Here is a 12,107-nt window from a genome sequence, read left to right as displayed (position 1 = left end):
GGCTCCATGACCACGATCGACTGGGACGCGGCTGCCGGATCCTTCGACGAGGAGCCCGACCACGGGCTCCTCGACCCCGCGGTGCGCGACGCCTGGGCCGGGCGGCTGGAGAGCTGGCTGCCCGGCACCCGCGCCGAGGTGCTGGACCTGGGGTGCGGCACCGGCAGCCTCTCCCTGCTCGCCGCGGGCCAGGGCCACCGCGTCACCGCCGTCGACCGCTCGCCCCGCATGGCCGACCGGGCCCGCGCCAAGCTCGCCGGGACCGGCGCGGAGGTCCTCGTCGGGGACGCCGCCCGGCCCCCGGTCGGGGAGCGGGTGTTCGACGTCGTCGTGGCCCGGCACGTCGTCTGGCTGCTGCCCGACCCGGCGGCGGCCCTGGCTCACTGGTTCGGCCTGCTGAAGCCGGGCGGGCGGCTCGTCCTCGTCGAGGGGGTGTGGGGCGGCGCCGGCCTGTCCGCCGCCGCGCTCACCGCCCTGCTCTCCGCGCACACGGAGCGCATCCACCACGAGGACCTGGCCCCCGACTCCCGGTTGTGGGGCAAGGAGGTCGACGACGAGCGCTATGCGCTGGTCGCCCGCGCGATGCCGCCGCACCGGCACACCGAGGTCGTCGACGTCCATCTGATCCTGCGGCGCGGCCCGGACGTCCTGCTGGCCCGCCGCTCCGGCACGGGGTACGCGGACGGACTGCTCCACATGCCCTCCGGCCACGCGGAGGACGGCGAGGACGTCCGCGAGGCGATGGTCCGGGAGGCCGCCGAGGAGATCGGCCTCGACCTGGAGCCCGAGGAGCTGAAGGTGGCCCTCGTGATGCAGCACCGGGGCCCCGGCGGCGGGGCGCGCATGGGCTGGTTCTTCGTCGCGGAGCACGACCCGGCCCGCCCGCCGCGCAACGCGGAGCCGGAGAAGTGCTCCGAGCTGGACTGGTTCCCGCTGGCCGCCCCGCCGGACGACATGGTCGCCTACTGCCGCGCGGGTCTGGACGGATACCGGGCGGGCGAGCACTTCATGATCCACTGGCACCGGGACGGGGAGCCGATCGCGTATGTGCCCGGTGGCCCCCGCAGGGCCGTCCCGCTGCCCGCCGCCGAGGAGACCACCGGGCGGGTGCACCACATCGAGCTGTGGGTGGCGGACCTGGCGGAGGCGGAGCGCGGCTGGGGCTGGCTGCTGGGCCGGCTCGGCCATGTTCCGTACCAGCGCTGGACCCACGGCCGCAGCTGGCGGCGCGGTGACACGTACGTCGTGGTGGAGCAGTCGCCCGACCTGGCCGCCGGCGGCCACGACCGCCGCCGCCCCGGCCTCAACCACCTGGCGTTCCACGTCGCGGACCGGGCCGCCCTCGACGCCCTGGTCGCCGGGGCCCCGGCGCACGGCTGGCGGCTGCTGTTCCCCGACCGCCATCCGTACGCGGGCGGCGAGGGGCATCACGCCGCCTATCTGGAGGACCCGGCGGGGTACGAGGTGGAGCTCGTCGCCGGCTCCCGGCCCCGTCCCTGAGCCGCCCGGCGGTTCGTGCGGGCCGGCCCCCGCGCCCGACGCCCGACGGGCGTTCAGCCGAGCAGAGCGGTCAGCCCCTCCGTCCGGGCCAGACGTTCCAGCTCGTCCAGGGCCCGGGCCGCCGCCCCGGCCGCCGCCGGATCACGCCCGGCCAGGCCGCTCGCCGCGAACTCGTCCTCGTCCAGCCGCAGGACCGTCGAGCCGTCGGCCGACACCCACAGGTCCAGGTCCAGGTCCTCGACCGCCAGCACCCCGTCCGCGAGTACGGCGGGCCGGGTGATGTCGCAGTACCAGCCCTTGAGCCGGCCGTCCCCGGTGCGGACCTCCTTCACCGCGAACCACCGGTCCCGCCAGTAGTGCTCGGTGAGGACGTCGCCCGGCTCGAACCGGACGAAGCCGAAGTCCCGTGCCCCGGGCGCGGCCCACGGCGCCCGGACCGTGACGCGGACGCCGTCGTCCCGGACCAGCTCCGCCGGATACCTGATCTTGGTGCGGCCCGCCTTGGACAGGTCGACGACCAGGCCCTTCGTACGGCCCGCGCGGGGTTCAGAGGGTGCGGACATGGCGGACCTCCGTCGCGCAGACCTGGTAGCCGAACCACTGGTTGACGGCCAGCATCGGGCCGTTGCCGGTGTCGTTGGAGGTGTAGGCGTCCGTGTATCCGGCCGCCCGCGCCCGGTGCAGCGAGTCGTTCTTCGCGAGCTTCGCCAGGCCCCGCCCCCGGAAGTCGCGCAGGGTGCCGGTCATGGCGCTCAGATACGTCCGCGCGCCGTCGGTGGTGGCCGCGCTGAACGCCGCCACCTCGCCGTCGACCAGCACCACCGAGGTGAGCCCCTGGTCGAAGGCCGGGTGCCGCCAGATGTTCGTCAGCCAGTCGTCGTAGTCGTCCAGCTCGGAGGTGATGTCGCCCGGCTCGTCGGCCGTCACCTCGGCGTCCGCCTCGAACAGCGGCCGGGGATCGTCGGCGAAGTCGGAGCCGGGCCGCAGCTCGACGCCCGTCGGCGGTTCCTGACGCGGCGGCAGGGCCCCGCCCGCGAGGTCGAGGCGCTGGAAGTGCGCGGAGCGGCTGGGCCGGTAGCCCCGCTTGCGGGCGAACTCCAGGCTCTCCGGGTTGTCCAGGACCCACGCGTACAGGACCGTGGCCCCGGCCTCGGCCAGGTGCTCCTCCGCCGTGCGCAGCAGCAGCGAGCCCGCGCCGCGGTTCGTCCGGCCGGGAAGCGTCTGGGGGGTGAAGTACCCCTGCCCCGGCTCCGCGCTGTCGTGGGCGATGCCCGCCTGCGCCGTGGCGATGATCTCGCCGTCCTCCTCGGCGACCAGCAGCCGGTAGTGCCGGTCCGGATGGGCGTGGACCAGATCGTGGACGACCTGTTCGGGGGTGGCCACCATCCAGGGGACCGAGGCCCGGCGGGCACGGGTCCACGCCTCCGCGTCGGACGGCCGGAAATCGCGCACGATCACAGTCATGCGGTGGACCGTATGCGCAGCCGCGCCCCGAACGCCTCCCCTTTTTTCGCAGGTGGGGGAGAATCGGCCCGTGACTGACAAGATCGTCCTCGACCCGGACTCCGGCATCGCGCCGTACGAGCAACTGCGCACCCGGCTCTCCGAACTGGCCCGTTCCGGCGCGCTGCCCGTGGGCCACCGGCTCCCGACCGTACGCGGCTTCGCCGAGGAGCTGGGTCTCGCCGCCAACACCGTCGCCAAGGCCTACCGGGCCCTGGAGGCGGACGGGGTGATCGAGACCCGGGGCCGCAACGGAACCTTCGTCGCGGCCGCCGGGGGAGCGGCCGAACAACGGGCCGCGACCGCCGCGCAGGTGTACGCGGAGACCGCCGAGCGGCTCGGCCTCACCCGGCAGCAGGCCCTGTCGCTGGCCAAGGACGCGGTGCGCGCGGCGTACGGGGACTGACGTACCGCCCGTGACACACGGGGGCAACTGGCGTACTGCCCGTGACGCACGGGGTCAGAGGTACAGCCCGGCGTCCGACCCCGCGTCCTGCTTCGGCACCGAGGCGGGCCCGATGCCCCGGCGCAGCGCGTACAGCTCGGCGAGGGAGTTGCCCTCCCGGCTCACCCCGTCGTCCCTACCCAGCCAGGCCACCGACTCCTGGCGGGTCAACGGGCCGACCTCGATCCTGGCCAGACAGCGGCCGGGGCGCACGACCGCGGGGTGCAGCCGCTCCAGGTCCTCATTGGTGGTGACCCCCACCAGCACGTTGCGGCCCTGTCCCAGCAGGCCGTCCGTCAGGTTCAGCAGCCGGGACAGGGCCTGGCCCGCCGTGTGCCTGGCCTCGCCGCGGATCAGCTCGTCGCAGTCCTCCAGGAGCAGCAGCCGCCACCGCCCCCCGGCCGTGCCGTCGTCCTCGCCGATCGCGATGTCCATGAGATAGCCGACGTCGTTGAAGAGCCGCTCGGGGTCCAGCACGCAGTCGACCTGGCACCAGTCGCGCCAGGAGCGGGCCAGGGTGCGCAGCGCGGACGTCTTGCCGGTGCCGGGCGGGCCGTGCAGCAGGAGCAGCCGGCCCGCGATGTCGTCCGGCGTCACTTTCATCAGCCGGCCCATCGCCTCGGCCACCGGGCCGGTGTAGTTGGGACGGACCTCGTCCCAGCTTCCGGCGGTGATCCGGCGGGTGGTGCGGTACGGGCCGCGGCGCGGGGAGACGTACCAGAAGCCCATGGTCACGTTGTCGGACTGGGGCTCCTGCTCGTCCTGCGCGCCCTCGGTGGCCTGGTCGAGGACACTCCTGGCCAGTTCCTCGCTGATCGCGGTGACGGTGACGTCCGCGCCCCGGTTCCACCGGGAGGCCAGCAGGGTCCAGCCCTCGCCCTCCGCGAGCGTGGCGCTGCGGTCGTCGTCGCGGGCGGCCCGCAGCACCGTGGCGTCCGGCGGCAGCAGCGTCGCCCCGGCCTTGACCCGATCGAGGGAGGAGCTGTGCGCATACGGCTGCTCGCCCGTCGCGAAGCGGCCGAGGAAGAGCGCGTCGACGACATCGGACGGTGAATCGCTGTCGTCGACGGTGAGCCGGATCGGCAGAGCGGATTCGGGGGAGTCGGGCATGGTGCCCATGATCCGGCACGGTGTGGCCCCGTGCACCCGGGTTTCGCGGGCTCGCGGACCGGGCCGGCGGCGCGCCCGGCAGTCGACGGAGCGACAGCACGGCGTCAAGGAGCGCCCGTTGAACGACCGGGGGCGGACGGAAGCACACCACGCCTATTTTTGGCATGGACACTTCCAGTGTGGTGCGCGTGCTGCTACTACGGAGTAGGCAGAAACCCGCTGCTCAAGGAGGTCCCATGAAAATGTCCAGACTCGTGGCGTTCTCGTCCTCGCTCCTGCTCGGCGCCGCCCTCGCCCTCACCGGTGCCGGGATCGCGAACGCCGACTCGTCCGCCGCGGCGGTCGACTACGTCGCCCTCGGCGACTCGTACTCCTCCGGTGTCGGAGCCGGCGGTTACGACGGCTCCAGCTGCAAGCGCAGCAGCCGCGCCTACCCCGCCCTCTGGGCGGCCGCCAACTCCCCCTCCTCGTTCGACTTCGCCGCCTGTTCCGGCGCCCGGACCGGAGACGTCACGGGCAGCCAGCTCGGCCGGCTGAACGCCTCGACCGACCTCGTCTCGATCTCCATCGGCGGCAACGACGCGGGCTTCGCCGACGTCATGACGACCTGTGTCCTGCAGTCCGAGGCCACCTGCCTCAACCGCGTCGCCACCGCCCGCGCCTACGTCGACTCCACCCTGCCCGGCAGGCTCGACTCCGTGTACACGGCCATCCGCTCCAAGGCCCCCTCCGCGCAGGTCGTCGTCCTCGGCTACCCGCGCTTCTACCAGCTCGGCGGCGGCTGCCTCGCCGGTCTGAGCGAGAAGGAGCGCTCCGCCATCAACGGGGCGTCCGACCACCTCAACACGGCCACCGCCAAGCGGGCCGCGGACCACGGCTTCACCTTCGGCGATGTCAGGCCGGCCTTCACCGGGCACGAGATCTGCTCGGGCAACGCCTGGCTGCACAGCGTGAACTGGCTCAATATCGGCGAGTCCTACCACCCCACCGCCGCCGGACAGTCGGGCGGCTATCTTCCCGTCCTCAAGTCCGCTCTCTGACCCGGAGGGATGGCGCTTTCGGCCGGAGCGTCCCGCCCTCCCCGTCGTCCCTCCGCGCTGCACGCGCAGGGGGACGGCCGGGCAGGACCTGCGAACCGTGCGAACCGTCCGAACCGCTCGAACTGCCCGAAGTCACCCCGGAATCGCGCGAATTCGGTAACGAGGCGTCAACCTCCGTATGTGTGTGCGTAATCCTGTGGCCGGGATACACGGGTGTCACCGCGGGACGATAGGGTTAACCTGCCCGGACCGGGTGCCCTCGTACGGGTGGGGAGTGACATGGAACAGATAACGGTGCGAAGCAGGCCGCGTGTGCCTGCCATCACATGCGGGAGCGGTGCGACCAGTACGCGCCTCGACCGCCATCTCGCGGTGCTCGGCGGCCCCGTCGTCCCGCAGCGCGAGTCGGCGGAAGCGACGCTGCTCATGCGTGAGCTGACCTCGCGTGACGCCGCGCACACCCGCAGGAGCAGGAGCGCACGCGTGTCGCTCTTCGCGCCCCTGCGACGTCTGCGGCGCTCGCTCTTCGGCAGCCGCCGCTGACCCACGGCACCGCCCGTCAGGACCGGCCCGCCGCTCGGGGCGGTTCAGGCGATCACTCCGTCCCGGCGCAGCGCCGATGTCTGCTCGTCCGTCATCCCCAGGGCTCGCAGCAGCGCATCGGTGTGCTCACCCAGCGCCGGTACGGCACCCATCCGTGCCTCCTCGCTCCCCGGCAGCGTGATCGGCGGCAGCAGCGCCCGCAACGGCCCCACCGGTGTGCCCACCTCCCGCCACCGGTCCCGTGCCGCGAGCTGCGGATGCGCCGCCACATCGGCCACCGTGTTCAGCCGCGCACAGGCGATGCCCGCCGCATCGAGGCCGGCCAGCGCCTCCCGCCCCGTCAGGCCCGCCAGCGCCCGGCCCACCTCCTCATCGGTCCGCTCCCGGTTCGCGGTCCGTGCCGCGTTCGTCGCGAAGTCCGGATCGTCGGCCAACTCGGGCCGCCCGAGCACCTGTTCCGCCAGTCGCCGCCACTCCCGGTCGTTCTGCACGGAGAGCAGCACCTGCTCGCCGTCGGCCGTCGCGTAGGCGTCGTACGGGGCGATCACCGAGTGCGCGAGACCGGTGCGCGGCGGGGGAGCGGATCCGTGCGTCCCCTGGTGCAGCGGGTGGCCCATCCACTCGGCCAGCGCGTCCAGCATGGAGACCTCCACCGGGCCGCCCCGCCCGGTGTTCGCCCGTCGCAGCAGCGCCGCGAGCACCCCGGAGAACGCGTACATCGCCGCCGCGATGTCCGCCGCCGGCACGCCCGCCTTCACCGGCTGCTCGGCCGTCCCCGTCACCGAGACCAGGCCGGCCTCGCACTGCACGAGCATGTCGTAGGCCCGCTTGTGCGCGTACGGTCCCACCGTGCCGTAACCGGAGATGTCGACCGCCACCAGGCGCGGGTGCGCCGCGCAGAGCGAGGCGGCGTCGAGGCCGAGCCGGGCCGCCGCCCCCTGGGCCAGGTTCTGGACGAACACATCGGCCCCGGCGACGAGTTCACGGACCACCGCGAGGCCGCGCGGATCCTTCAGGTCGACGGCGAGGGACTCCTTGCCGCGGTTGCACCACACGAAGTGCGAGGCGAGGCCGCGCGCCGCCGTGTCGTAGGCGCGTGCGAAGTCGCCGCCGTCCGGGCGCTCCACCTTGATGACTCTCGCTCCGAGGTCGGCGAGCTGCCGGGTGGCGAAGGGGGCGGCGACCGCTTGCTCGACGGCCACCACGGTGATGCCGTCGAGGGGGAGTGGCAAGGTGTTCATGACCCCGTGCTTACCCTCTGGGCGCCGCTCGTGCCACCTCCGGCCGCGCCGCGGACCACCTGCGGCCGGCCTGCGGACCTCCCGGCCGCCGCTCCGCCGGCTCCGGCAGTCCCGCGCGCCCCCTGCCCGTCGCTACAGCAGCGCGAACTGCCCTTCCGGGCCCTCCTCCTGGTGCCCGAGCACCGATGCGGGACGCCGTGCCGAGGACGGCGCCGGCAGCACCCCGGCGGCGCGCAGCTCGGCGGGCCCGATCAGCTCTCCCGCCTCCAGCGCTGCCCGCAGCTCCGTCCGGGGCCCCGCCGTGCCGTCCAGCAGAGCGAGCACGGTGATGAGTTCGAGCAGCTCCGAGGTCCACTCCCGGGGCCAGCCGCGCGCACCGACCGCATCCAGACCGTCCGGGGCGACCCCGTCCGGCCCCCGGCCGGTCGCCGCCGCCCGGCGCCCGAACCAGAGCTCCAGCACCCGCACCCCGCCCACCGTGAACTCCCAGGCCGCCGCGGGCACCGGCGAGATCCGGCCATCGCCGACGACCAACGCCTCGTCCCCGGCCTCGTGGACCAGCTCCGTGGGACGGGCCGGGAGCGCTGCCCGCACATAGGGCCTGCGTCCGCCCGGCAACCGGGGCCGCTCCCCGCCCCGGGCCCCGCGCAACTGGAGTCGCATCAGCTCCCGGCCGAGCGCCACCCCCGAGGACCACACCTCCGCGTCGGCCGGCAACGGGACCCGGGGGCCGGTGGCGGAGGGCCGGGCGGCGGCCAGGACCCAGGCCAGCACCGCCTCCGGGGTGAACGCGTCCGGCTCCGCCGCGCCGCCGAGCCGCTCGCGCAGCAGGTCCGTGAGCCCCGGAGCCAGGTTGGGTTCCGAGCCGCCGGGCCTGCGGTAGAGCGGCCTGATCCGGCCGGGCCGCCCGGCGGGGGAGTGCCCGTCGGGCAGCAGCGCGGTCACGGACAGGGCGGGCCCGGAATCCTCGGGGGCGGAGCTGTGCTCGACCGCGAAGAGCTGCCGCCCGTCGGCGACCCGCCACAGCTCCGGACGGGCCGCGTCGATCAGCCGGTGGTCGGGGAGCAGCCACTGTTCGTCGTAGGGGCCGTGGAGGATCCGTACGGGGTCGGGGCAGGGGCCCGGGGTCCGGGCGAAGCGGCCCGTTCCGGCGGACCGGCCGGGCAGGGCCGCGACCGAGGTGTGCGGCGTACGGGAACGGCTGGGCGCGAACAGCCTTTCCTGATCGGCCGGTTCGGCGGCGGCCAGCCGTTCCCAGCGGGCCCGGAGCGCCACGGGGTCGGGGCCGCTCACCCAGGCGCGGCCGGTCCGCAGCGGCCGTACGGACCACGGCATCAGGTCGTCCAGCGACAGGAGCCCGTCCGGCGACAGGTGCCCGTCCCGCGAGGGGGGTCCTTCCGGCGGTCGGGGTGTCTCCGGAGGCGAGGACCGGGCGGTCCCGTCGCCGCCGGCCGCCGCTGTCCCGTGCGCTGTCACCTGCCCGTCCTCCCCTGTCCGCCGTGCCCCTTTCGCATCGTAACGGCGGGCGGCGTCCCCGTGGGGCGGGGTCAGGTGGCCTCCACCGTCACGGAGAAGGAGAACCGGTCGCCCCGGTAGCGGATCCGGGCCACGTCCACCACGCGCCCCTCCTCGTCGTACGTCACGCCCGTGTAGTGCAGGATCGGGCTGAGCAGCGGGACCTGGAGCAGCTCGGCGGTGACGGGGTCGGCGAGCCGCGCCTCCACCGTGTCGGTGATCCGGGAGATCCTCACCCCGACGACGTCGCGCAGGACCTTGGTCATCGGCCAGCGTTCAAGGTCGGCCACGTCGATCCGGGCGGCGATGTCGGGAAGGACAGCGTTCTCCGCCCAGTTGGTGGGCTCGTCGCTCTGCCCGTCGCGGCGCAGCCGCCGGTAGCAGGTCACCTCGGCGCAGCCCGGGAAGAACTCGGCGAGATCACCGGGCACCGCCGTCGGGCCGTGGCCGAGAACGGTCGTCGCCTCTCCGGACTGCTGGGCCACGATCGCGTCGACCGAGCCCAGCAGCCGGACCGGGGAGACCCGCCGGGCGCGCGGCTCGATGAACGTGCCGCGCCGCCGGTGCCGGCTGATCAGCCCCTCCGTCTCCAGCTCCTTGAGCGCCTGGCGCATCGTGAGCACGCTGACCCCGTAGTGCGCGGCGAGCTGCTCCTCGGTGGGCAGCCGGGCGGAGGCGTCCCGGGGGCGGCCCAGTATGGAGGCCCGCAGGGACTGGGAGACCTGGTACCAGAGCGGCAGCTTCCGGTTCAGGACGAGGGAGTCGGGGGCGAAGGCGGGCGGGGGCGGCGCCGGGGCCGCCCGGACGTCCGCGTCGGCCCCGGCGGGGGAGGCCGTCGCGTCCGCGTCGTCACCGGCCCCGGTGGTGGCGTTCCCGCCGGTCCCGGCCCCGGCCGTGGTGTCGCCGCCGGTCCTCCGGCTCTCCGCTCCGGCTCTCTCCTGGCTCTCTGTCACGTCGTCCCCGTCCCGTCCCCGTCCGTCCCCTCCGGCCTTCCGCCGGCTACGGCCGGAAGTTGCGGCTCAGACCCTGCCACACGTCGTCGTAACCACGCTGCAGATGTTCGGCGGCGGCCGCCTGCGCGGTCGCCGTGACCGGCCAGCGGGTCTCGAACATGAACGCCAGACCGTCGTCGATCTTCTGCGGCTTCAGTTCCGCCGCGCTCGCCCGGTCGAAGGTCTCCCGGTCCGGTCCGTGCGCCGACATCATGTTGTGCAGGGAGCCGCCGCCCGGGACGAAGCCGTCCGCCTTCGCGTCGTACGCCCCGTCGATCAGGCCCATGTACTCGCTCATCACGTTGCGGTGGAAGTACGGCGGGCGGAAGGTGTCCTCGCCGACCAGCCAGCGCGGCGCGAAGACGACGAAGTCCACCCCGGCCAGCCCCGGGGTGTCGGAAGGCGAGGTCAGCACCGTGAAGATCGACGGGTCGGGGTGGTCGTAGCTGATCGTGCCGATCACATTGAACCGGCGCAGGTCGTAGACGTACGGGGTGTGGTTGCCGTGCCAGGCCACCACATCGAGAGGCGAGTGGTCGTACGTCGCCGACCAGAGGTTCCCGCAGAACTTGTTGACCACCTCCACCGGGCCCTCGTGGTCCTCGTACGCGGCGACGGGCGCGAGGAAGTCCCGGGCGTTCGCCAGGCCGTTGGCGCCGATCGGGCCGAGATCGGGCAGCGCGAACGGGCGGCCGTAGTTCTCGCAGACGTAGCCGCGCGCGGTCTCCTCCAGCAGCTCCACCCGGAAGCGGATCCCGCGCGGGATCAGCGCGACATGGCCCGGCTCGGCGCGCAGCAGGCCCAGTTCGGTGCGCAGCAGCAGTCCGCCGCGCTCGGGGACGATCAGCAGCTCGCCGTCGGAGTCGCTGAACACGCGGTCCGTCATCGAGGAGTCGGCGCTGTACAGGTGGATCGCCATACCCGCGCGCTGCGCGGCGTCGCCGTTGCCGCCGAGCGTCCACAGGCCGCTCAGGAAGTCCGTGCCGGGCGCGGGGTCGGGCAGCGGGTTCCAGCGCAGCCGGTTCGGGTCCGGCGCCGTCTCGGTGAAGGGAGCCGAGCGCAGGCCGCCGTTGTCGATCCGGGTGAACGCCGGGTGGGCGGCCGAGGGGCGGATCCGGTAGAGCCAGGAGCGGCGGTTGTCCGCGCGCGGCTCGGTGAAGGCGGAGCCGCTCAACTGCTCCGCGTACAGCCCGAGCGGGGCGCGCTGGGGGGAGTTGCGGCCGTGCGGCAGCGCCCCGGGAACCGCCTCCGAGCCGTGCTCGTTGCCGAAGCCCGAGGAATACGTCAGCCCCTCGGCCGTCTTCCTCGCCTGGTCGATCGCGCTCATCCCGCACTCCCGTTGCCCAAGAAAGCCATAGGATCCGTCGGACGACGAATCCTATGTACTACCGTAGGAATCGGAGCGGGGCGCGTCAACGGCATACATCGCGCCATTCGTGGCCCGTCTCCTGCGATGCGATGCGATGCGGTGCGGTGCGGGTGCGGGAGGGTGCTCCCGGCGGTCGGGCGCCGCCGCCGTCCGCCGGGTGGCACGGGCCGCCGCCTCCGTCGGGCGGCGGGTGCGGTTCGCCGGGTCGAGGGGGCACGGCATCATGGGGCCCGTGCCCCACGTCAACCCGAACCTCCGCCGTGCCCCCGTGCAGCAGCGCAGTGCCGACCGGCTGGCCCGGATACTCGACTCCTGCGCCGGACTCCTCGACGAGACCGGCTACGAGCAGCTCACCACCCGGGCCGTCGCCGAGCGCGCCGAGGTGCCCATCGGTTCCGTCTACCGGTTCTTCCCCAACAAGCGCGCGCTCGTCGACGCCCTCGCGCTGCGCAACCTGGACATCTACGCCGACCGCATCGCCGCCCGTCTCGTGGACCTTCCGGCCGGCGACTGGCGCGCCGCCATCGACGCGGTGCTCGACGAGTACCTCGCGATGAAGCGGAGCATCCCCGGCTTCGCGCTCGTCGACTTCGGGCCGCCGTCCCCGGCCGAGGGCGCGGCGGACGACGCCAACCGGCGGCTGGCGGACCGGCTCGCCGTCCTGCTCGCCGGCCACCTCGGCCGGCGGCCCGACGAGGTGCTGTCCCGGGCGATCCTGGTGAGCGTCGAGGCCGCCGACGCGCTCCTCCAACTGGCCTTCCGCATGGAGCCGTCGGGGGACGCCGCCATCGTGGCCGAGACGCGGACCCTGGTCAGGTCCTACCTCGCCCAGACGCTCGACTGAACGCG

The 12,107-nt window shown here is 74.0% G+C and carries 12 protein-coding genes; 5 read left to right on the top strand and 7 right to left on the bottom strand.

Annotated features, from left to right (window positions below):
• The first annotated feature begins 6 nt into the window (after positions 1-6).
• Complete coding sequence (locus ACIRJT_RS11140; protein ID WP_403907371.1) at positions 7-1,500, top strand: trifunctional class I SAM-dependent methyltransferase/NUDIX hydrolase/VOC family protein; 1,494 nt, start codon at positions 7-9, stop codon at positions 1,498-1,500.
• 53 nt (positions 1,501-1,553) lie between these two features.
• Here the strand turns inward: ACIRJT_RS11140 and ACIRJT_RS11135 are convergent, their stop codons facing one another.
• Together ACIRJT_RS11135 and ACIRJT_RS11130 are read right to left on the bottom strand one after the other, a co-directional pair.
• Positions 1,554-2,063, bottom strand: coding sequence for a DUF402 domain-containing protein (locus ACIRJT_RS11135; RefSeq protein ID WP_403907369.1), 510 nt, complete (start codon positions 2,061-2,063; stop codon positions 1,554-1,556).
• On the bottom strand, positions 2,047-2,964 hold the full coding sequence (locus ACIRJT_RS11130) for a GNAT family N-acetyltransferase (RefSeq protein WP_403907367.1): 918 nt from the start codon (positions 2,962-2,964) through the stop codon (positions 2,047-2,049). Before ACIRJT_RS11130 ends, ACIRJT_RS11135 begins: the two co-directional genes overlap by 17 nt.
• Before the next feature lie 70 nt (positions 2,965-3,034).
• Between ACIRJT_RS11130 and ACIRJT_RS11125 the strand changes: the two genes are divergently transcribed.
• Positions 3,035-3,409, top strand: coding sequence for a GntR family transcriptional regulator (locus ACIRJT_RS11125; RefSeq protein WP_403907365.1), 375 nt, complete (start codon positions 3,035-3,037; stop codon positions 3,407-3,409).
• Positions 3,410-3,463: 54 nt separating this feature from the next.
• Here the strand turns inward: ACIRJT_RS11125 and ACIRJT_RS11120 are convergent, their stop codons facing one another.
• Complete coding sequence (locus ACIRJT_RS11120) at positions 3,464-4,558, bottom strand: DUF5925 domain-containing protein (RefSeq protein WP_403907363.1); 1,095 nt, start codon at positions 4,556-4,558, stop codon at positions 3,464-3,466.
• Positions 4,559-4,794: 236 nt separating this feature from the next.
• Here ACIRJT_RS11120 and ACIRJT_RS11115 point away from each other — a divergent pair, with 236 nt between their 5' ends.
• On the top strand, positions 4,795-5,598 hold the full coding sequence (locus ACIRJT_RS11115) for an SGNH/GDSL hydrolase family protein (RefSeq protein WP_403907360.1): 804 nt from the start codon (positions 4,795-4,797) through the stop codon (positions 5,596-5,598).
• A 279-nt stretch (positions 5,599-5,877) separates the two neighbouring features.
• Positions 5,878-6,141 carry a hypothetical protein gene (locus ACIRJT_RS11110; RefSeq protein WP_003970092.1) on the top strand — a complete coding sequence of 88 codons (264 nt, stop codon included), beginning with the start codon at positions 5,878-5,880 and terminating at the stop codon, positions 6,139-6,141.
• Between the two features lie 44 nt (positions 6,142-6,185).
• On the opposite strand, the gene ACIRJT_RS11105 is transcribed toward ACIRJT_RS11110, so the two are convergent.
• From ACIRJT_RS11105 to hmgA, 4 genes are all read right to left on the bottom strand, one after another.
• On the bottom strand, positions 6,186-7,382 hold the full coding sequence (locus ACIRJT_RS11105) for a CaiB/BaiF CoA transferase family protein (RefSeq protein ID WP_403907358.1): 1,197 nt from the start codon (positions 7,380-7,382) through the stop codon (positions 6,186-6,188).
• Positions 7,383-7,514: 132 nt separating this feature from the next.
• A complete protein-coding gene (locus ACIRJT_RS11100; RefSeq protein WP_403907356.1) occupies positions 7,515-8,858 on the bottom strand; it encodes a type ISP restriction/modification enzyme in 1,344 nt (447 codons plus the stop codon).
• A 71-nt stretch (positions 8,859-8,929) separates the two neighbouring features.
• A complete protein-coding gene (locus ACIRJT_RS11095) occupies positions 8,930-9,850 on the bottom strand; it encodes a GntR family transcriptional regulator (protein WP_403907354.1) in 921 nt (306 codons plus the stop codon).
• A gap of 46 nt (positions 9,851-9,896) precedes the next feature.
• Complete coding sequence (gene hmgA / locus ACIRJT_RS11090) at positions 9,897-11,216, bottom strand: homogentisate 1,2-dioxygenase (protein WP_403907352.1); 1,320 nt, start codon at positions 11,214-11,216, stop codon at positions 9,897-9,899.
• A gap of 265 nt (positions 11,217-11,481) precedes the next feature.
• On the opposite strand from hmgA, the gene ACIRJT_RS11085 reads away from it, so the two are divergent.
• Positions 11,482-12,102, top strand: coding sequence for a TetR family transcriptional regulator (locus ACIRJT_RS11085; protein WP_403907350.1), 621 nt, complete (start codon positions 11,482-11,484; stop codon positions 12,100-12,102).
• Positions 12,103-12,107: the final 5 nt, after the last annotated feature.

Origin of the sequence: Streptomyces sp. NPDC102283 (assembly GCF_044766265.1) — a bacterium.
GTDB lineage: Bacteria > Actinomycetota > Actinomycetes > Streptomycetales > Streptomycetaceae > Streptomyces.
This window is presented reverse-complemented; position numbering and strand designations above follow the sequence as displayed.

Coding starts and splice junctions, on each gene's coding strand:
- ACIRJT_RS11110 (WP_003970092.1), top strand. CDS start 5,878: ATGGAACAGATAACGGTGCGAAGCAGGCCGCGTGTGCCTGCCATCACA.
- ACIRJT_RS11130 (WP_403907367.1), bottom strand. CDS start 2,964: ATGACTGTGATCGTGCGCGATTTCCGGCCGTCCGACGCGGAGGCGTGG.
- ACIRJT_RS11140 (WP_403907371.1), top strand. CDS start 7: ATGACCACGATCGACTGGGACGCGGCTGCCGGATCCTTCGACGAGGAG.
- ACIRJT_RS11085 (WP_403907350.1), top strand. CDS start 11,482: ATGGGGCCCGTGCCCCACGTCAACCCGAACCTCCGCCGTGCCCCCGTG.
- ACIRJT_RS11115 (WP_403907360.1), top strand. CDS start 4,795: ATGAAAATGTCCAGACTCGTGGCGTTCTCGTCCTCGCTCCTGCTCGGC.
- ACIRJT_RS11120 (WP_403907363.1), bottom strand. CDS start 4,558: ATGCCCGACTCCCCCGAATCCGCTCTGCCGATCCGGCTCACCGTCGAC.
- ACIRJT_RS11135 (WP_403907369.1), bottom strand. CDS start 2,063: ATGTCCGCACCCTCTGAACCCCGCGCGGGCCGTACGAAGGGCCTGGTC.
- hmgA (WP_403907352.1), bottom strand. CDS start 11,216: ATGAGCGCGATCGACCAGGCGAGGAAGACGGCCGAGGGGCTGACGTAT.
- ACIRJT_RS11105 (WP_403907358.1), bottom strand. CDS start 7,382: ATGAACACCTTGCCACTCCCCCTCGACGGCATCACCGTGGTGGCCGTC.